Raw genomic sequence first — 19555 nt, 5'->3', positions numbered from 1 at the left:
TGGAACATGACTACACCAAAACCCAAGAAGTCTGTGGCTCTTTCCGGCGTTGTGGCCGGAAACACGGCACTTTGCACAGTCGGGCGGACAGGCAATGATCTGCATTATCGAGGCTATGACATTCTCGACATGGCCGAAACCTGCGAATTTGAAGAGATCGCTTATCTCCTCATCCATGGTGATCTGCCCACCCGCACAGAACTTCTCGCTTACAAGGCAAAGCTCAAATCCCTTCGTGGATTGCCTGATGTCGTAAAACGCACGCTTGAACTATTGCCCGCAGCCACTCATCCGATGGATGTTCTGCGATCAGGCGTTTCAGCGCTTGGTTGCGTTCTGCCAGAAGCATCGGACCACAATCATTCCGGCGCACGCGATATTGCGGACCGCCTTCTGGCGTCGCTCGGTTCAATGTTGCTGTACTGGCATCATTTTGCGCACAACGGTCGGCGCGTCGATGTCGAGACGGATGATGACTCGATTGGCGGGCATTTTCTGCACCTCCTCCATGGGGTATCGCCAACGGACTCGTATGTGCAGGCCATGCATGTCTCGCTGATCTTATATGCGGAACATGAATTCAACGCCTCGACCTTCACGGCACGCTCTATCGCCGGAACAGGTTCGGATATGTACTCGGCTATCGCTGGCGCTATCGGCGCCTTGCGCGGACCAAAACATGGTGGGGCGAATGAAGTGGCCTTTGAAATCCAGAAGCGATACAGCCATGCCGATGAGGCGGAAGCGGATATTCGTCGTCGGGTGGAAGCCAAGGAAGTCATTATCGGTTTCGGTCATCCTGTCTATACGGTTGCCGATCCACGCAATGAAGTCATCAAGAAGATTGCTCTGAGCCTTTCAAACGAGGCAGGCTCGACGCGCATGTACGACATCGCCAACCGCATCGAAACGACCATGGCGGACACCAAAAACATGTTCGCCAATCTCGATTGGTTCAGTGCTGTCTCGTACCATTTGCTTGGTGTTCCAACGGCCATGTTCACCCCACTGTTCGTCATCGCGCGAACCTCAGGCTGGGCCGCCCATGTCATCGAACAGCGTGTCGACAACAAGATTATCCGGCCCTCGGCAAACTACGTTGGCCCTGAGAACAAAGCCTTTATTCCCATCGAGCATCGCGGTTCGCTTATTGCTCAACCCCATGCTGCTTAAGGAAATATCATGACCTATCTTGTTGCTTCTGACCTGGCATCAGAGCCCGCTGGCGTGCGGTTCAGAAAACTGCTGGATCAGCGAACCATTTTACAACTGCCGGGCGCGCACAACGGTATGGCGGCTCTGCAGGCCAAAGCCGCAGGCTTTAGCGGGCTTTATCTGTCCGGCGCGGCCATGACCGCTTCGATGGGAATACCGGACCTCGGCATGATTACGGTGGACGAGGTTTCCTTCTTCATCCGCCAGATCGCACGAGCAAGCGGCCTGCCTTTGCTTGTCGATGGAGACACCGGTTACGGCGAAGCGCTCAACGTGATGCATATGGTGCGTACATTCGAGGACGCGGGTGCCGGAGCTGTCCACATTGAGGACCAGCTGCTTCCAAAGAAATGCGGCCATCTCAACGATAAAAAACTCGCAGACGCGCATGTTATGGCTGCAAAAGTGGCCGCTGCCGCCAAAGCGCGTCGCCATCTGTACCTGATCGCGCGCACCGATGCCGCAGCAAGCGAAGGTATCGACGGCGCTGTGGCGCGCGCCAAGCTCTATTTGGAAGCGGGTGCGGATGCCATCTTCCCGGAAGCCCTGACCAATGCCGATATGTTTCGCGAGTTTGCCCGCCGAATGCCCGGCGTGCCTCTTCTGGCAAATATGACCGAATTCGGAAAAACGCCATTCTTTACGGCATCCGAATTCGAAGAAATGGGATATCGGATGATTATCTGGCCCGTTTCCTCGCTGCGCATCGCCAACAAAGCGCAAGAACGGCTCTACGGTACGCTCAAGGTGGAAGAATCGACAAAGTCTGTGCTTGGAGACATGCAAACGCGTGCAGAACTCTATAATACAATCGGTCTGACAGCTTACGAAGCCCTCGACGCCTCCATCGTGAAAACGATTGTACCGGAACCTGCCCCCGCCTGACGGCACTTAACGACTTCCCGCAGCGGCGAGGCGCGACATATCGATACGACCACTGCTTCGTTATTGTCGACGAAGCAGTGGTCCGTCATGATCATGTCGGCGTCTTGCAGCTCTGGCGGTACTAGGCCGAAAGTTCCCTTCTGATGATTTCCGCACCTGCACTCAAGGCATTCAGCTTGCCTCGCGCTATTTGCCGAGGCAGCGGAGCCATTCCGCAATTGGTGCACGGATAGAGCTTGTCGGCATCGACGAACTTAAGTGCATTTCGCAAAGTACTGGCGACATCCTCAGCGGTTTCAACAGTATGTGTTGCCACATCGATGGCCCCAACCATGACCTTCTTGCCTCGAAGAAGTTCGATAAGATCGATCGGAACGTGGGAGTTGTGGCATTCCAGCGAGATGAGATCGATATTGGATTGTTGCAGTTTGGGGAAGGACTCCTCATACTGACGCCACTCGGACCCCAATGTCTTTTTCCAATCGGTATTGGCCTTGATGCCGTAGCCATAGCAAATATGGACAGCTGTTTCGCACTTGAGACCTTCAATGGCCCTCTCCAGGGTAGCTACACCCCAGTCATTTACCTCGTCAAAGAAGACGTTGAATGCCGGCTCATCGAACTGGATGATATCAACGCCTGCGGCTTCCAGTTCCCTCGCTTCTTCATTGAGAACCTTGGCAAACTCCCAAGCCAGCTTTTCACGGCTCTTATAGTGGGCATCATAAAGCGTATCGATCATAGTCATAGGCCCCGGAAGAGCCCACTTGATCGGTTGACTGGTCTGCTGGCGTAAGAACCTGGCGTCTTCAACAAAAACCGACTTCGGGCGAGACACAGCACCAACGACTGTCGGTACACTTGCGTCATAGCGGTTGCGAATTCTGACAGTCTCGCGTTTCTCAAAGTCAACGCCGCTGAGATGTTCTATAAAGGTCGTGACAAAATGCTGGCGCGTTTGTTCGCCATCACTGACAATATCGATATCTGCCTGTCGTTGATCGTCCAAGGACAAGCGCAAGGCGTCTCTTTTGCCCTCAATCAGCTCGTCACCCTGCATTTTCCAAGGCGACCACAGTTTCTCAGGTTCAGCAAGCCACGAGGGTTTGGGCAAGCTGCCAGCGGTTGAGGTAGGCAACAATCTTTTCATAATGGGCAGCCTTATGTTTTGTGATTATCAACGAGCGTGATTGGCAGACCATTGTTCAAGAATGGCCTTGTATGGTTTGATGAAGTGTTCCTCAGCAAATTTTCCCTGCTCAACAGCCAGTCGGCTCCGTTCTTCTCGATCATAGACAATACGGGTCAGTGAATAATCCTGATGCTTCAGATTTGGCTGATAGCTGGCCCCTGCCGCGGAATTCGCGTTGTAAATCTCGGGCCGGTAGATCTTCTGAAAAGTCTCCATCGTGCTGATGGTGCCGATGAGCTCGAGATTGGTATAGTCATCGAGCAAGTCACCGAGAAAATAAAACGCTAACGGCGCAACACTATTCGGAGGCATGAAGAAGCGAACCTGCAATCCCATTTTCTTGAAGTACAGGTCTGTCGCAGACAATTCATCCTGCCGGTATTCAACACCCAACACCGGATGCTGATTTCCAGTTCGAAGATATGTCTTACTGCTAGAAGCACTCAGGCAAATGACCGGCGCCTTATGGAAATGTTCTGTATAAACATCCGAGTTCAGGAAGCATTTGAACAGGTTTCCATGCAGGTCACCAAAATTCTCGGGCGTGGTGAATGCCTGACGACCCTTATTATGTTCTGGCAACACGACGCTGAAGTCATAATCTCGAACATATGAGGAGAAATTGTTCCCCACAATGCCTTTTATGCGTTCATTTGTCTTATGATCAACGATTTCCGTTTTCAGTATTTCGATCAACGGAAAAGCGTCTTCGTTCTCTTCAGCATCGATATTGAGTTCAACCGAAATGATTTTGAGTTCAACGGAATAGCGATCACCTTTTGGGTTGTCCCAATGGGCTAGCGCGTTGAAGCGATTGTCAATCATCTTCAAGGCGTTACGGAGATTTTCCTGGCGATTGTCCCCCCTGGCCAAATTGGCGAAATTGGTCGTGATACGCGTATTATCTGAGGGGTGATAGTCCTCATCAAGAGGTTGACTCTTAAGTCGGAACGTAAAGTCGTGACTCATCAAGATCTCTAGGTGATCAACGAGTGGCTCGCCCTTGGCGATGACTGAAATTGCGGTTTGAGACATGACTTACCCCAAAGAGTTTGGGGGCATGGGTCAGCGAACACATAGCAACACAGACCGCTACGCGGTCTTCGCTACGGCACACCGGGACACCCCGCCCGTGGACGTTATTTCGCTAAGGCAGGTTTCCTGGCTCGCGGGTCGCTGCTGCTGTCCGCCTTCCCAAGGAATCTCCCCAGTGACACGTTGGACATCAGCTCGCCGCTTACAGTTGCGGGGGCAGCGTCGGCTTTCCCGAATGGGACGGGGCACCGACTTCCCTCTTAGCCCCGGCACGTCGCACGCGACACCCGGGGAACCTAAGCACGATAAACTTCGCGCATCAGACACGTAATGTCAATAGCACATAAAGAAATGTTTATATCTTTAAGTCAGATTCACGAGAGTGGCTTTCTTAGCACCAGCTTACCTGTTCTCTTCTCGATTTCCATGACTGGTATGGGGCCGGAGAACGAACCCGCTTCGCAGGAAGGCGCGTGCGAATGAGGTAGCAAGCACAGAGCGACCATTGCACTCTGCGTTGAGTGTCGCTCGGAGCGAGCAGAGAATGACTGGCTTCTTCAACCAGGAGCCTGACTATGCACAACCAACCGAATTCGCCCGCGATCAGCCCGCTTCGTCAACGCCTGATCGACGACATGAACCTGCGCCACTTCGGGCACGAGACCCAACGCAACTATCTGCGCGACATCGGACGACTTGCCAGCTTTCTCGGGAGGCCCCCCGATACCGCGTCCGTGGACGATTTGCGCCGCTTCCAGATATGGCAGCAAAGCGAGGGCGTCCCGGTGCCGACGATGAACAGTGTCGTGTCGGCGCTGAGGTTCTTCTTCAATAACACGATTGATCGCCCTGATCTTGCCCGCCGTCTCGTGCGTCTGGCGCACCCGCGCAAACTGCCGGTGGTTCTGAGCCGTGAGGAAGTGACGCGTCTTCTTGATGCCACAACCTGTCTCAAGCATCAGGCGGCACTGGCCGTTGCCTATGGTTCGGGACTGCGCGTATCGGAAGTGGCTTCGCTGAAAGTCGCCGACGTCGACAGCGAGCGCATGCTTCTGCGAGTGGAGCGCGGCAAGGGCGGGCATGGACGCAACGCCATGCTGTCAGAAGATCTGCTCACGCTTCTGCGCCAATGGTGGCAAGCCGGCTACCGGCAGGGCGTCATGCGGTGGGATGGCTGGCTCTTTCCAGGCATCAACACGCTGAGGCCCATCAGCACGCGCCAACTACACCGCGTTGTAGTCGAAGCTGCAAGCAAGGCTGACATCGACAAGCGCGTGGGACTGCACACGCTGCGCCATTCGTTTGCCACCCACCTTCTGGACGACGGCGTCGATATCCGCATCATCCAGGTACTGCTCGGTCACGCCAAGCTGAACAACACGGCCCTTTACACCAAGGTTGCGACACGCACTGTGCGCTCAGTGACGAGTCCGCTGGATCGACTTGGTTTGTTCAAAGCGGAAGGGTCTGCGCCTGACAGCTGAGCCATGAAGACCTCGCTTGAGGTCGCCGATATCTTCCATGCTGCTGGTCCTGAATATCGGATCGCCCATGCCGGGCATCTGAGCCTCGACCAGTTGAAGGTGATGTCGGCGATCGAGAACTACCGCACCGCAGCGCTTTGCGGGCATGTCGAAGCTTGTGAAGACTGCGGCCAGTGGCGGATCGCCTATAACTCTTGCCGCAACCGGCACTGTCCAAAGTGCCAGGGCGCTGCTGCGCGGACATGGCTTGCGGAGCGCCAGGCCGACCTTCTTCCTGTCAGCTACTTCCACGTCGTGTTCACGCTGCCGACCGAGGTGTCCGACATCGTCTTCCAGAACAAGGCGGTCGTTTATGACCTGCTGATCAAATCCGCGTCGGAGACGCTGTTGACGATTGCTGCCGATCCAAAACATCTCGGCGCGCGCATCGGCATCACCGCCGTGCTCCACACCTGAGGGTCGGCTATGACCCATCATCCGCATGTCCATATGATCGTGCCGGGCGGCTGCATCTCGCTTGACGGAAGCCGCTGGGTCTCGTCACGCCCAGCCTTCCTGCTTCCGGTGCGCGTTCTCGGCAAGCTGTTCCGCCGTTTGTTCCTCACACGGCTCAACGCCCTGCGCGATGCAGGCCGTCTCATCTTCTTCGGATCGATGGCGCACCTCGCTGACCGGCGCGCTTTCCTGCATCACCTTAAGCCTGTTCGAGTCAAGCGCTGGGTGGTCTATGCAAAGGCCCCATTCGCGGGTCCGGAAGCCGTTCTCGCCTATCTCTCACGCTACACGCATCGGGTCGCGATCTCGAACCACCGCCTGATCGCCTTCGACAATGACAGTGTCACATTCCGCTACAAGGATTATCGCCGCGACGGAATTGATCGCCGGCAGGTCATGGCGCTGGCCACCGGCGAGTTCATTCGACTGTTCCTGCTCCACGTGCTGCCGCGCGGCTTCCATCGCATCCGCCACTATGGCTTGCTCGCCAGCAGCGTGCGTAAAATCATCCTGGCGCTGATGCGCGAACTGCTGAACGTTGTCACGCCAACGGCGACGAATGATCAATCCAAGGAGTCTGATGAATTCCGCCCGCCATGCTCTTGCTGTGGAGGGCGCATGATCGTCATCGAGGTGTTCGAGCGATGGCGGCAACCGCGCGGGCCGCCAAACACACCCAAAACAAACCGGGAGAACTCGCAATGACCCAGCATGGCATAGCCCGGTATTCAACCGAAGGCGCTCGATCTTCGGCAACGCACCCGCATGTGCTGAGCACGATCTTCACCGGCGACATAGCGGCGCTCACCTATCATTATGTCGGCACCCCCATGCGGACACACCGCAGAGTCGTCCGACTGCATCAATGGGACCGCCTCCCGGATGCGGGCACGACATCAATGACATCGGCCAAAAAGAGAAATTCCCATAGCCTTTGATTGTGGCCCGCGGGTTCCTTCCCCGGGGACTTTCGTACGCCCAACGGTGCCCGAAACTCTTCACGTGTGCGGACTGTCCGATGTTGGGATGTAGAAAGGTGAGAGCGGAAATCAAAGGGACGGATACCTTTGTCCGAGTTGAGGCCCTTTTCAGTTATTCCGTTGATGGAACGCCGGACCCGAAAGCAGCCACTTGAGCCAAAAATGAAGTCAGGATTGTGCCCAACCTATCCGGTGCGTCATAGGGCAGCCCGTGGCCGATATCAGCAACGTGTTGATGACGGAACAAATGGTTGAGCCCCTGCAAATCTCGCGCCATTTCGCGCGAGATAATGCCACGCTCAGCTGTCACAAGGAGTGTCGGAACTTCAATAGCCCTCGCCACTTCGCGCCAATCCGGGCTTGGTGGAGTGAGAACCTCGCAGGCGGTGATACTGGTCTGAAGTCGAGCGTCGACAAGATGGCGGATCAGTTCTTCCGAACGGTTTGGGTTTTTGTGGCGCGCTTTATCGAGCAGATTATCTCTCGTCGATTGGAGCAACTGAAGGTGTTCCTCACCGACCCCACTTTCGTAGACATCACATTGCATCTTCGCATCGAGGAAGGTTGGATCTATGAGAATGACCGCCCTTACGGACGAACCAAGCTCGCCGGCTGCCACCGCAGCCGTCATGCCGCCCATTGAATGGCCGATCAAGATCGGGCAATCTAGCTTCAAACATTTGATGAGTTCGACAACATCTCTCGCATGGTCGGTATATCGGTAGCCTGTCACAGGTGAGCTAGTTCCACCATGGCCGCGAGCATCGGGAAGGACAACATCAAAATCCGCCAGTGCCCGCGCCATCGGCAAGAGGCAGGCACCGCTTCCAAAAAGTCCATGCAAAGCGATCAGGGAAGGTTTATGCCCCCCTGATCGCCAATAGCGGACTGTCAACCGGTTGGTTTGGCAGGTGCCTCGTTGCCAGTCGACTTGTTCATCGGTATTGCGCATTCAATGACGTTGGCACGATTCGAGTGCGGCGGTCGACGGCAGTATTCCTTGCGGCTAACTCCATCGTGATGCCAACTGCATTCGACTGTCAGCATCTAAGCCTTCCAGAACCTTGACAGGTCTAAGAGCTGACGCCCGTTTTGGAAAACGAGAGAATGTTCCGGTAATGACCGGCATGGGCGCGCATTTCCGACAGACAGGCAAGAGGCAAGAGCAGACATCCTTGGCGAGCATAACGCCTCTATCCAAGATGCTTCCTGAAGAGGCGGACCACACTTCCGGGAGCATCATCACCAAAGAATTGGCTTAGGTTCTGTGCGCTCTGCGCGGCAATTTCGATGCTTCTTGGAAAAAGGTGGCTCTCGTATTCCGACAGGGCAAACTCCAGATTGTCAGGTGACGACACGAGCGCTCTGGCCAGTTCCGAACCATCATAAAGGGCAAGATTCGCACCTTCGCCCGCGAAAGGTGACATCAGGTGCGCAGCATCTCCAAGTAGGGTCACGCCCGAAACCCGGTCCCATCGATGTTCCACTGGCAAGGCATAGATCGGGCGAAGCAAAGGAGCAGTTTCACCATCGGTGATCAGTGCGATAAGCGGAGCAGCCCATCCTTCGAATTGCCCCGCGATCTGGGCCAAGCCCGCCTTTGGATCGCTGAAGTCTATGGAACGCGTCCATTCCTCCGATCTGTTCAAAGCCACATATGTATGAAGCGTCCCGTTTGCGTAACGGTGTGCAAGGATGCCCTGGCCAGGCGAAACCGCCATCAATGTGCCGTTGCCAATCGCGTCCGCGCTTGCCTTGTGGCGAGTATCGCCATCGAACAGCAGTGTTTCTATGAAGGAAGTGCCCGAATAGATGGGCGCCGCATCAGACAGAAGCGGGCGAACCTTAGACCATGCGCCATCCGCACCGACGAGCAGGTCGGTTGCAGTGGTCGATCCGTTGGCGAAGGTGACCTCAAAGCGGCCGACTCCAAGCGGAACTATCGAAGTGACTTTGTGGCCCCATCTGATGGTGTCTGAAGGAATAGAACTGATCAGCATATGGCGAAGATCGCCCCTGTCGATTTCGGGACGATTTGCCACTGCGCCGCCGGGATGATCGAATAGGATCACCCCGTTCATATCAACAACACGCTTCGCATCTTCGCCAGGACGGACTAGACTCAGGAATTTTTCATAAAGTCCGGCCGCCTTTAGGGCGAGCTGACCATTATAGGCATGAATATCCAGCAATCCGCCCTGTTTCCGTGAATCCACAGAATTCTCGGCTTCGTAGATGGTCGCTGGAATTCCATGAAGATAAAGAATGCGTGCTAGGGTAAGGCCAGCAAGGCCCGCTCCAATGATCGTGATGAGATTGCGCACGTCAACGCTCCTCTGATTTGCATTTGTTGCTTCGGGAGACGCTGGTGCAGCCACGACAATAGGCGTAGCGGACTTATCTTCGACGGCCTTGGGACGGCGGTCGTTTTTCGCGATGGATATACCTGTATGTTAGCCTGTGAGACAATGCAAGCTAATGACCGCTTCAAAGCGCATTACCGACAGACCGCTAAGAGGCCCAAAGCGACTTTATCATCTTCGTGTTGCGACAGCACCACGGCTTTACAGGCATCATCTCCTCTCGTGCCTCACCTGATCCTTGAGGAAGGCGGCGATCTTGCGCGATACGATCTCGGCTGGAAGATGCATGGCATACACATGCTGGTTTGGTAGCCGATGGCCGGGCATGGCATCGACAAGTCGACCGTCTTGCAACTCTGCGGCGATGAACCAGTCCGGCAAAAGGGCCAATCCTGCACCCCCAATCACCATAGCCTTCACGGTGGACGCATTGTTCGTCACCAGACGCGATCTGCGTGGCGCAATGAAGACGTGCTTTTCGCCCTTTTGGTCGAACATCGTCCATTCCCGGACATGGCTCATGGAAGAATGAACCACATGCGGAAGTCGAGTGAGAAACTCGGGGTCGGGAGATGTCATCACACCGTACCCGCGATCAGGAGCAAACACCGCGCGGACCTCATACTCTCCCAAGTGGACCCCGGCGTAATTGAGGTTGGAGAACTGCTCGGAACGGCCTAACCGAATAGCGACATCGAACCGGTCACGCAGCAGATCGGCATTCGATGATCCCGCCTCGAACATAATATCCAGATCGTGGTGTAGAGCGGAGAACCGGGCAAGTACGGGTGCCAGCACGACCGTTCCGTATTCAACAGTCGAGGTTATCCGTAGCGAGCCCTTCAATCCCGTCTGCTCCTGCCTCGCCTCGGCGACGGCCTCGTCCATTTCTCCCAATATTCGCAGGCATCTGGCATAAAAGCGCTCGCCCGCATCCGTCAGCGCAAGGCTGCGCGTCGTGCGATGCAGCAGCGTAACGCCCAGTTCCAACTCCAATTGTTTGATGTTGAAACTGACGGCGGCCCGCGCCTGATTGAGACGCTTGGCCGCAAGGGTAAACGACCCGGAATCGACGACAGTACGAAATGCTGACAGGCGATCGAGGCTGACTGACAAAATGGCTCCAATTGGAAAGTATATTCGACGAATGATGTCGAATTGTAGTTTCTAGTTGGCGAAATTGAAAGGTGCTATTGCGATGGCAGTCACGCCCGCCTGGAAGAAACAGCCCGATGTCGCAACGCTTAAAAATCGCCAGTCTTTATCTCCTCGCTTTTGCAGTCGATCTCGCAAATATGTTCATATTCAACGCGGCACTTTCAACGATGCAGCTTGAGATGCAGGCCTCCGTCACGCAGTTGGCCTGGGTCGGAACCGTCTACATGCTCGGTCTTACGGTCGCCATCCCAGTCGGAAGCTGGCTGGCGCACAGTTTTGGGCAGCGTCGCGTTTTCATAATTTCACTATTGGTCGTTTCGCTCGCGGGTATCGGCGGAGCCTTGGCAATCAATATCGAGATGGTGCTGACAAGCCGTCTGCTGCAGGGGCTTGGCGGCGGCCTCCTGGTACCGGTCGGACAGGCTATGGCCTATCGTGCCTACCCGCGCGAGGACAGGGCGCATCTGACCTCGGTCGTGATGATGGTCGCGCTGCTCGTGCCGGCGCTTTCGCCTGCTATATCGGGGTTTGCCGTCGATCATGCCAGTTGGCGCTGGGTATTCGCCGGTGTATCCGTAATGGTCCTTGGAATCGCTGCGCTTGCGCTGGCCTGGATGCCCGGCGAGACCGAAGAAAAAGCGCAAAGGCCGTTTGATCTCATCGGCTTTCTGCTGAGCACGGTGGCGCTCTTTTCACTCCCCATCGGTTTGTCGCTTGTCGCAGAAGGCGAGAGAATGCTGACCGGCGCTCTTATGCTCGGTGTCGCGGTCATTGCCGCTGCGGGGTATATGCACTTTGCTTTGCGTTCGCGAGAGCCCCTCCTTGATCTGCGCCTGCTTTCGAACGAAATGCTGCGTGTAGGCAGCATCATCTATCTTTGTGTACCAGGCGTATTTACAGGTGCCAACATTGTCGTCGCCCTTTACCTGCAAAGCCGGATCGGCCTCACTGCGACCGAAACTGGTTCGATGATGATACCTTGGGCGCTCATGTCCTTTCTCGCCATTCTGACCACCCGGCAGGTCTACCCTGTAAGAGGACCGCGTGTCCTTTTTCTCACCGGCATGGTGCTGGAGAGCGCGGGACTTTTGCTGATGGCCGTACCCATCGCCAACGTGTCAGCCGCAACACTTGCCGCATTCGCCGCGATGGGGTTTGGAGCCAGCCTGTGCACGAGTGCGGCACAGACGGCAGCTTTCGTTTCCGTTCCCTCAGCTCGCCTCGGCGAAGCGAGCGCACTCTGGAACATCAACAGGCAGATCAGCTTTTCTTTCGGCTCCAGCGTGATGGGAAGCCTGCTCGGTCTGTTGATGGCGACGGGCCTTGCCGGAAGCGATGACGCTGCTTATCACTGGACCTTTGTTGCAGCAGCTCTGCTAACCCTTATTCCGGTTCCCCTCGTTCTGCGCTTGAAGGCAACTGCGGTAAATCTGGCTGCATAAGCCCAGCTTCAACTTGAAAGGAATAGATTATGGTCAAGGTCGAAGCGCTGTGCCAAGATATCGTCGATATTCACGTGGACATCGAGAAATGGTTCAGAGGCGAGCTTTCATCTGATCGCCTGACTGCATTGATGACCCGATTTTCGTCGGACTTTTCGATGATAACGACAAAAGGTATCGCATTGGACAAAGACGATGTCAGGCATATGTTCGCCGCAAACCACGGAAAACGGCCAGACTTGAGAATTTATGTCGAAAACATCGATCTTGTTACCGTCTGGGAAACTGGCGCTTTATTGACTTACCAGGAGACTCATCGCGAAGGTGCGGCGTCTAGCACAGTTCGACGCTCCACAGTTGCCCTGAAGATATCTGACAAAGGCCCGCGGTATTGGTGTCATCTTCACGAAACCTTCATTCAATAGTAGGCGGCATCTAGCACAGAACAATCGCTGGACGTCTGCTTTAAAGCGCGAAGCGGGCTCAGCTGAGCGCTGCTAACTTGGGCCGACATCTAACTTTCTCAGCCAATTTCGCGGATTTGGATTGACAACTCCGCCTGATCATAAGCGCGGCGGCGCGCCTTGATGGCATCCAGATTGTCGTGGACCCAGAAGTTGAACCCCTCAAGGGCTTGCAACGCTCCGTGGCCGATCTCCGTCAGCTCATACTCGACACGTGGCGGCACTTCAGGAAAATAATGGCGTCTGACGAAACCGTCACGCTCGAGATTGCGCAGCGTGAGCGTCAGCATGCGCTGGGTGATTTCACCGACCTCTTTTCTCAATGTTGAAAAGCGTAGCCGATGATCGTCAGTAAGAGAAAGACGCCAAAGAACCGGAACAGTCCATTTGTCACTTAGCAGGCTGCAAACCCCGTTTGACGGGATGGGCCTGAATTGCCTGTCGTTCTCTGATGAGCGCGGTGTGCCGGTATCGATATCTTTGTTCAACAGTATCATCCTTGTGCCTGACGCTGAAAAATGCGCCGTCTTCCGGCTGAACATTATTCCTATATATGGATGGCTCTTGTTTAACGCGAGGGTTTCAAGTGACCAATAGCAAGCACCCCATTCTGGTTTTCGGCGCGACTGGAAGACGGGGAGGATCTGTCGCCAAAGCCTTGTTGAAGGCGGGATGGCCCGTTCGCGCGCTCGTTCAGGATTCCAGCACAGCTGCATCTCTGCAATTGCGAAATGCAGGCGTCGAGCTAGTGCAGGCTTCATTTGAAGAGACCAATGTTATCCGCTCAGCGATGAAAGACGCCTATGGCGTCTTTAGCGTACTGCCAGCCAACCTGGCCGCCGAGAACGAAGTTCGTTGTGGTATCTCGATTGCAGATATAGCTGCTGAAACCGGTATCGACCATTTTGTTTATTCATCGGGTGCCAGCGTGGGGAATGAACTGACAGGCGTTCCGCGTTTTGACGCAAAGCCTCGTATCGAAGCTCATGTTCGGCAACTCGACATGACAACCACCATCATCCAACCGATGATTTTCATGGAAATGTTGGTACGGCCAGGCTATGGTCTGGATGAGGGCCGAATAGTGCCCCTAATCCGATCCGACCATTCGATTCAGCTAACCGCTGTGGAAGACATCGGCCGTTTCGTTGCTGCTGTGCTTGCCGACAAGTCCCGCTTTGGCGGCGCAACGCTTAAAGTCGCGAGCGACCGCCGGACCGGGCGCGAGCTTGAGATCGTCCTCAGTGAAGCAGCCGGACGCCCAATAGCCTATGAACGGTTTTCCGACGACATACTCGCTGCAAACGCTGATCTCGCGCATATGGCAAAGAGCCTGGAAGACGGGCCGCTTGCCGAGCAGGTCGATCTGAGCCTCATGCACGAAATCAACCCCGATCTGCTGACTTTCGCGTTCTGGCTTGCCGGCAATGGGCGCAAGTCGCTAGATGCAGCCTTGTGGGCATCAGTCTCGTGACACTACACCATCTTCAATAATTAAATGGAGCCGAAACAAGAGCTAGCTTGCTGGGCAGCTTTCGAATCTTAGATACGATATTCCGGCCCCAGAGGGCCGAATCCAGAACGGTCATTCACGGCAAGGGGGACAACAGCCCTCCGCCTCATTTCGATCGAAAGTGGTGTCTTGCGTTCACCCGGTAAAGTATGAAGCTACGGAGCGCTGCGGATCGACATTCATTTTTCCGCGGCTCGGGTGCCGTAAGCCGGACTTATTACGTGAACCGTCGTATCGATACACTACTCCTCGGGACATGCCCTAGAAATCAGGGAGCGAAACTGCTCCATCACCTCAAGGTTCGCTGGACTATAAACCATCATGCGGAGGTCGGATCTCCCTTCAACGGTAAAGGTCGAAAATTCAAGTTCTATCGGTCCCATTGCAGGATGGCGGAGACGCTTGATGCCTTCCTGAAGACCAGCGATCTCATTGTCGTCCCAGAGCGCCTTGAATTCGGGGCTGCTGGCGGAAAGCTGATTGACCAACTGCTGTATTTCCGCACCCGCACCTGCACGCGTGGCATCGGCCCGGAACGCGGCAACGACATAACGGGCAACACTTCGCCAATCGTCCTGTGCCGCGCGCACCCGTTCGTCGGAAAACATCATGCGAAGGATGTTGCGCCGATCCTTGGGGAGTCTGGCATAATCCGTAAGGATCACGGTTGCAGCTACGTTCCACGCCACCACATCCCATGTCGCTGTCATGATAATGGCAGGACTGCAGGGCATGGCGTCGAGGACGCGTTGCAGTCGCGGTGTTATGCCTTCAGGCTGACGATACCGTGCTTCCGGCGGATGACCGAAAGCGAGAATGTGGAGGTGGTCGCGTTCGGGCTCGGTCAGCATGAGCCCGTTCGCAATCCGGTCCAGCACATGCGGTGACGGCGCTCCGCCACGCCCCTGTTCCAGCCAGGTGTACCAGGTCGGACTTATACTTGACCGCTGAGCTACTTCCTCGCGGCGCAGACCTGGCGTGCGGCGGCGTCCAACCTGAAAGCCGAATGTAGCGGGATCAAGCCGCATACGCCGATCACGCAGGAATGTACCAAGGGCATTCTCGGAATTGCTCACGATTATGATCCTGTTGGAAATTATACCATGATAAAATCACTACTTTAACAGGACAATTTTTCATGGGATCAGGAGCTACGTCAATATCGGAGACTTACCATGCGTGTTTTTCTAACGGGTGCCACGGGTTTCATCGGATCCCGTATTCTTCCGGAATTGTTGGCCGCCGGCCATGAAGTGATCGGCCTTACCCGTTCTAAGGCTGGAGCGAACGCCTTGGCAACGGCTGGTGCAAGTGCTCATATAGGAAGACTAGAGGATCCAGCCGGGCTAGCAGACGGAGCACGAAACGCGGACGCGGTCATCCATACTGCCTTTGATCATAATTTCACGAATTTCGTGGCAAATTGCGAGAAGGATCGCCTTGTTATCGCCGCGCTCGGATCCGTTCTGAAGGGGTCCAATCGGCCACTGCTTATAACGTCGGGCGTTGGCATCGGAGACCCAGGCGATGGTCAGCCTGCCAGGGAAGACGTTTTCGATGCACATCATTTCAATCCGCGCATCGCCTCGGAACTGGCGGGGCAAACGTTGCTCGAAGCAGGCGTAAACCTGTCTGTCGTGCGGCTACCGCAAGTGCATGATACCGTCAAGCAGGGCCTGATCTCCCCCTACATCGAGATGTCGCGGGAAAAGGGCGTGGTCGCCTACGTCGGGCAAGGCGACAACCGCTGGGCGGCCGGCCACGTCCTTGATGTGGCGAAGCTCTATGTGCTTGCCATTGAGCGTGCTGACGCAGGTGCACGTTACCATGCAGTTGCTGAAGAAGGCGTGGCGGCGCGGGATATAGCCGAAGTGGTCGCTGCCGGTCTCAGCCTCCCGATCGTCTCCCTTTCCGCAGAGGAAGCGTCGCCGCATTTCGGCTGGTTTGCCATGTTCGCCGCAGCAGACATAGTGGCATCCAGTGCGCAGACGCGGGAGAAACTGAGTTGGGCGCCGACAGGCCCGAGCTTGCTTGAAGACCTGCGGCAGATGGATTATTCCGCGAAGAAAGCTTGACGCGACTCGTAGGAGAAAAGCGGCGTGGTACGGGCAACTCTGAATTGGCATTCGCGTCTGCACGCCCGGCACGTTTGACGAGCTCGACCACGCTCCACTACGCAGCATGCCGAAGAACCGGGCGAGAATCTGCGGGGACGCTTCAGCGATTTCATCGACGCGAGGAAACAGGTAGCTTTCATAATCCGCAAAAGTAGAGTCGTTGTCCTCGGCGTAGCGGAGGATCGCCTTGGCAAATTAGGTTCCGTCTTATATGGCAGATGCGTCCATTCACCGACGGAAGGTGACGTGAGGTGTACCCCGTCGCGACTAGGGTGAGGCTTGCTACACGATTCCAACAGGACCCGACCGGAAGCTTATGGATGGAGCGAAGCACCGGATCGGTCTCGCCGTCGGCGATTAACGGCGTCAGGCGGGGTACCAATCCCTCGAATTCCCTCGCGACATGCGCTAGGCCGGGCCGCACGTTGCCAAAGTCGATGGAGCGAAACCAGTCCCCTAGGTTGTACGGCACCACGTAACCTCGCCGGCAAAGGTAGCCTTTCCATTTGCGCGATCGAAAGAATACTCGCCCTGCGGAGACTATGAATGGCGATCCGGTGGCTTTCGACCTTTGTTGTGGTCGTTCAGATGTCCGTGCGATCATGTTAAAATCGGTCAGGGCTTTTAGGCGAAAAGTGCCACACACTTGGGAAGTTCGAGGTTGCTCGATTATCCTGGGAAAGATGTATTAAAAGTGTAGAGGTTGAATTTCATGAGAATTCTCAGAGCGCGTAATTTCTGTCTGGCTTTGGTGATCGGTCTTTCATGCTTAGTAGCAGATCGATCCGATGCGGAGGAAGTGACGCGGCACTCGGTTTCAAACGGGAGAACTGTGTATGTTGGTGGCGTTGCCAACATTTTAGTGCGAGTAGAAAACCCGAAAGGAAGTCTGCTTCTTCTGGCGGGAGGCAGTCAGCGCCTGAATGTCGGCGCAGATGGAACCTTCACCGAACAGCCACTAAGCGCAATTATTAGAAATCGGGACGCTTTTGCAGCGAGCGGATTCAACATCCTGCTTGTCGATAAGGAAACCAGTCTCTGCGATGCCGTGGAATATATGAGGCGTCTGAAGCGCCCGGTTACCATTGTTTCTCTTAGCAATGCAACGCGGCGGACAGCGAAAGCTCTGGCACACGGCGCGAAGCCTGACAAAATCGTGCTCGCCTCCGGTGAGCTGAATGCGCGCTCAGGGCCATTGGATGGCGTCGCGGACATTCTTCGTGATCCTGCGCTATTGCCTCCCACATTGGTGATTCATCACCGGAAAGATGACTGTCGCGTCACAAATCCTGCGGGCGTGGCTCCATTTCAGGTTTGGGCCGGAGATCGTGTTCGCAAGGTTATATGGATCGACGGAGGCACAAAAGGAACTGGAGGATGTGCTTCCCTAGGCTATCATGGTCTTGGTGGTCAAGATGCAGTGCTGGTTTCGGAAGTCGTCAATTTCGCTGCTGACAAATGACCCATAATACAGACTATGTCCGCCTATCAATCAAAAGGCGGTTATGCGTTCTTTCTCGCTAAAACTTGCCAGTCCGCTTTCCACCCCTTCGCGGCCGTTAACAACAGGATAAGCGGAACGACCGCTTTGAAAAGCGTGATAATGCTGCGCCAATGACCGCAATGAGGGCGCAAAACAGACATGTGGCGGGCAAACCGAACCTTGATCTGGCCGAGTTCTATTCAAGCCTAGACAGGCGGCGCTTCAAGACGGCTAAAAGCTTCGTCCTGTGAAATGGTAAGGGATTCTCACAGGACCTGACCTCTTCGACCGTGCGTCCGCAACCAAGGCGCTACTTGTTGCGCGGACCGTACGGGCAGATTGCGGCGCATGGTGAGCCATTCGTCATCTTCTTACTTCATGTAGGCCCTGACAACGTCGATCAGCTCGGATGCACCTTCGTCACGGTCCTTCTGTACCAGTCCTTCGGCGGCGATATGCATTCGGATGTGGTCTTCCAGCACTTCGCCCATGAGGCCGTTTATGGCTCCACGGACGCCAGCGATGAGCTGCATCACTTCCTCGCAGCCCTTTTCCTCCTCAAGCATCCGCTCAATGCCTTCCACCTGTCCCTTGATGCGGCGAACCCGGTTTATAAGTTTCTGCTTCTCGCGGATCGTATGGTTCATGCGGATGCTCCTCGGATGTAAGTGATCAGGCTGCTCGGGACTCGACCTCGACCGTCACATGCGACAGGTCATGGATCACTGCGAGCTTGGACCGGTAATAGGAAGGTGCCCGAGGTTTGTCAGTGACAATGGAGATGATCGCACCATGGTGGCCCGGACCAAGCTGCCATACGTGCAGATCGACGATCTGAGCATCTTCCCTGCTGATGATCTGCTCAATTTCCTCCGGAAGGTCTTCGTCCTTAGGGACGTAATCGAGGAGGACGCTCCCCGCATCGCGGATAAGGCCCCACGACCATCGGGCGATTACGACTGCTCCAACAATGCCGATTGCCGGGTCAAGCCAGAGCCAGCCGTAGACACTGCCAAGGACAAGCGCTGCAATGGCCAGAACGGAGGTCAGCGCATCGGCCAGGACGTGCAAATATGCAGCTCTGAGGTTCTGATCCTTGGTCGCGTTGCGGTCGTGCGAGTGGCCGTGATCATGTGAATGATGGTGGTCGTCTTTCAACAGCCATGCACACACCAGATTCACCAGCAAGCCGATGACGGCCACGATTATGGCTTCCTGGAAATCGATGGTGACAGGTGCCTGGAAGCGGAGAAAGCTCTCCCACCCGATCAAGAGCGCGATCAGGGCCAGAACGATAGCACTGGCGAATGCCGCCAGATCGCCCAGTTTACCTGTGCCGAACGAGAAGCGGGGATTGGCAACGTGCTTGCGCGCATAGAGATAGGCCAACGCGGCAATAAGCATCGCAGCAGCATGGGTGGACATATGCCAACCGTCTGCCGTCAAAGCCATCGACCCAAATACATTGCCTGCCACGATCTCGACGACCATCATGCTGGCCGTGATGGCGATCACCAACCAGGTACGTCGCTCGTTCCGAGCATGGTCGTCACCGAGGAAGACGTGTTCATGGGACGCGTTTAGGGCTCTGTTATGGCAACGGTCGTGAGCGTGCGAATGCTCATGGTCGTAGTTCGGATCCGATGGCGCACTCATATCTGAACTCCGTTTCTATAATATAGGGGGATACTCTATATTGGAGCAAGTTGCAATCCGTCTTCTGCTTATA

General features: G+C 55.4%; 17 protein-coding genes, 1 pseudogene and 1 riboswitch. Of the genes and pseudogenes, 9 read left to right on the top strand and 9 right to left on the bottom strand.

The window, feature by feature from the left end; all coding sequences use genetic code 11:
* Positions 1-6 precede the first annotated feature (6 nt).
* Entirely contained in the window at positions 7-1173 is a 1167-nt protein-coding gene (gene prpC / locus QBD01_RS08860; RefSeq protein WP_182523153.1) for a 2-methylcitrate synthase, read from the top strand.
* Positions 1174-1182: 9 nt separating this feature from the next.
* Complete coding sequence (gene prpB / locus QBD01_RS08855) at positions 1183-2100, top strand: methylisocitrate lyase (protein ID WP_280992479.1); 918 nt, start codon at positions 1183-1185, stop codon at positions 2098-2100.
* 121 nt (positions 2101-2221) lie between these two features.
* Here the strand turns inward: prpB and QBD01_RS08850 are convergent, their stop codons facing one another.
* A complete protein-coding gene (locus tag QBD01_RS08850; protein WP_182523152.1) occupies positions 2222-3250 on the bottom strand; it encodes a methionine synthase in 1029 nt (342 codons plus the stop codon).
* Positions 3251-3277: 27 nt separating this feature from the next.
* Positions 3278-4261, bottom strand: a complete 984-nt coding sequence (locus tag QBD01_RS08845; protein ID WP_182523164.1) for a DUF1852 domain-containing protein — start codon at positions 4259-4261, stop codon at positions 3278-3280.
* A 164-nt stretch (positions 4262-4425) separates the two neighbouring features.
* A riboswitch (cobalamin riboswitch) is annotated at positions 4426-4642 on the bottom strand.
* A 260-nt stretch (positions 4643-4902) separates the two neighbouring features.
* On the opposite strand from QBD01_RS08845, the gene QBD01_RS08840 reads away from it, so the two are divergent.
* Positions 4903-5811 carry a tyrosine-type recombinase/integrase gene (locus QBD01_RS08840; protein ID WP_182523151.1) on the top strand — a complete coding sequence of 303 codons (909 nt, stop codon included), beginning with the start codon at positions 4903-4905 and terminating at the stop codon, positions 5809-5811.
* Between the two features lie 3 nt (positions 5812-5814).
* Positions 5815-7011: pseudogene (locus QBD01_RS08835) on the top strand (IS91 family transposase).
* 387 nt (positions 7012-7398) lie between these two features.
* Here QBD01_RS08835 and QBD01_RS08830 read toward each other — a convergent pair.
* The 3 genes from QBD01_RS08830 to QBD01_RS08820 all read right to left on the bottom strand — a co-directional run bounded on the left by QBD01_RS08830 (position 7399) and on the right by QBD01_RS08820 (position 10765).
* Positions 7399-8238, bottom strand: a complete 840-nt coding sequence (locus QBD01_RS08830) for an alpha/beta fold hydrolase (RefSeq protein ID WP_182523149.1) — start codon at positions 8236-8238, stop codon at positions 7399-7401.
* Positions 8239-8479: 241 nt separating this feature from the next.
* Positions 8480-9610 (bottom strand): NAD(P)/FAD-dependent oxidoreductase, encoded by a 1131-nt coding sequence (locus tag QBD01_RS08825; protein WP_280992478.1) that lies wholly within the window; start codon positions 9608-9610, stop codon positions 8480-8482.
* Positions 9611-9859: 249 nt separating this feature from the next.
* Positions 9860-10765: a LysR family transcriptional regulator gene (locus tag QBD01_RS08820; protein WP_280992477.1), complete on the bottom strand. Its 906-nt coding sequence runs from the start codon at positions 10763-10765 to the stop codon at positions 9860-9862.
* A gap of 116 nt (positions 10766-10881) precedes the next feature.
* Here QBD01_RS08820 and QBD01_RS08815 point away from each other — a divergent pair, with 116 nt between their 5' ends.
* Positions 10882-12249: an MFS transporter gene (locus tag QBD01_RS08815; RefSeq protein ID WP_182523146.1), complete on the top strand. Its 1368-nt coding sequence runs from the start codon at positions 10882-10884 to the stop codon at positions 12247-12249.
* A 29-nt stretch (positions 12250-12278) separates the two neighbouring features.
* Positions 12279-12674: a DUF4440 domain-containing protein gene (locus QBD01_RS08810; RefSeq protein ID WP_182523145.1), complete on the top strand. Its 396-nt coding sequence runs from the start codon at positions 12279-12281 to the stop codon at positions 12672-12674.
* 98 nt (positions 12675-12772) lie between these two features.
* On the opposite strand, the gene QBD01_RS08805 is transcribed toward QBD01_RS08810, so the two are convergent.
* The gene (locus tag QBD01_RS08805) at positions 12773-13210 is read right to left on the bottom strand and encodes a helix-turn-helix domain-containing protein (protein ID WP_280992515.1); all 438 of its coding nucleotides are present in this window, start codon (positions 13208-13210) and stop codon (positions 12773-12775) included.
* Between the two features lie 89 nt (positions 13211-13299).
* Here QBD01_RS08805 and QBD01_RS08800 point away from each other — a divergent pair, with 89 nt between their 5' ends.
* Positions 13300-14187, top strand: a complete 888-nt coding sequence (locus QBD01_RS08800; protein WP_182523144.1) for an NmrA/HSCARG family protein — start codon at positions 13300-13302, stop codon at positions 14185-14187.
* A gap of 281 nt (positions 14188-14468) precedes the next feature.
* Here QBD01_RS08800 and QBD01_RS08795 read toward each other — a convergent pair whose 3' ends face one another.
* Positions 14469-15302, bottom strand: a complete 834-nt coding sequence (locus QBD01_RS08795) for a helix-turn-helix transcriptional regulator (RefSeq protein ID WP_280992476.1) — start codon at positions 15300-15302, stop codon at positions 14469-14471.
* 99 nt (positions 15303-15401) lie between these two features.
* Here QBD01_RS08795 and QBD01_RS08790 point away from each other — a divergent pair, with 99 nt between their 5' ends.
* A complete protein-coding gene (locus QBD01_RS08790) occupies positions 15402-16301 on the top strand; it encodes an SDR family oxidoreductase (protein WP_182523143.1) in 900 nt (299 codons plus the stop codon).
* 754 nt (positions 16302-17055) lie between these two features.
* Complete coding sequence (locus QBD01_RS08785) at positions 17056-17805, top strand: alpha/beta hydrolase (protein ID WP_280992475.1); 750 nt, start codon at positions 17056-17058, stop codon at positions 17803-17805.
* 392 nt (positions 17806-18197) lie between these two features.
* Here the strand turns inward: QBD01_RS08785 and QBD01_RS08780 are convergent, their stop codons facing one another.
* On the bottom strand, positions 18198-18473 hold the full coding sequence (locus tag QBD01_RS08780; RefSeq protein ID WP_182523142.1) for a metal/formaldehyde-sensitive transcriptional repressor: 276 nt from the start codon (positions 18471-18473) through the stop codon (positions 18198-18200).
* Between the two features lie 25 nt (positions 18474-18498).
* Positions 18499-19482: a CDF family Co(II)/Ni(II) efflux transporter DmeF gene (gene dmeF, locus QBD01_RS08775; RefSeq protein WP_280992474.1), complete on the bottom strand. Its 984-nt coding sequence runs from the start codon at positions 19480-19482 to the stop codon at positions 18499-18501.
* Positions 19483-19555: the final 73 nt, after the last annotated feature.

Source organism: Ochrobactrum sp. 19YEA23 (assembly GCF_029909865.1).
Taxonomy (GTDB): domain Bacteria; phylum Pseudomonadota; class Alphaproteobacteria; order Rhizobiales; family Rhizobiaceae; genus Brucella; species Brucella gambitense.
Note: the sequence above shows the minus strand (reverse complement) of the source record. Positions and strands in the feature narration are given on the sequence as shown.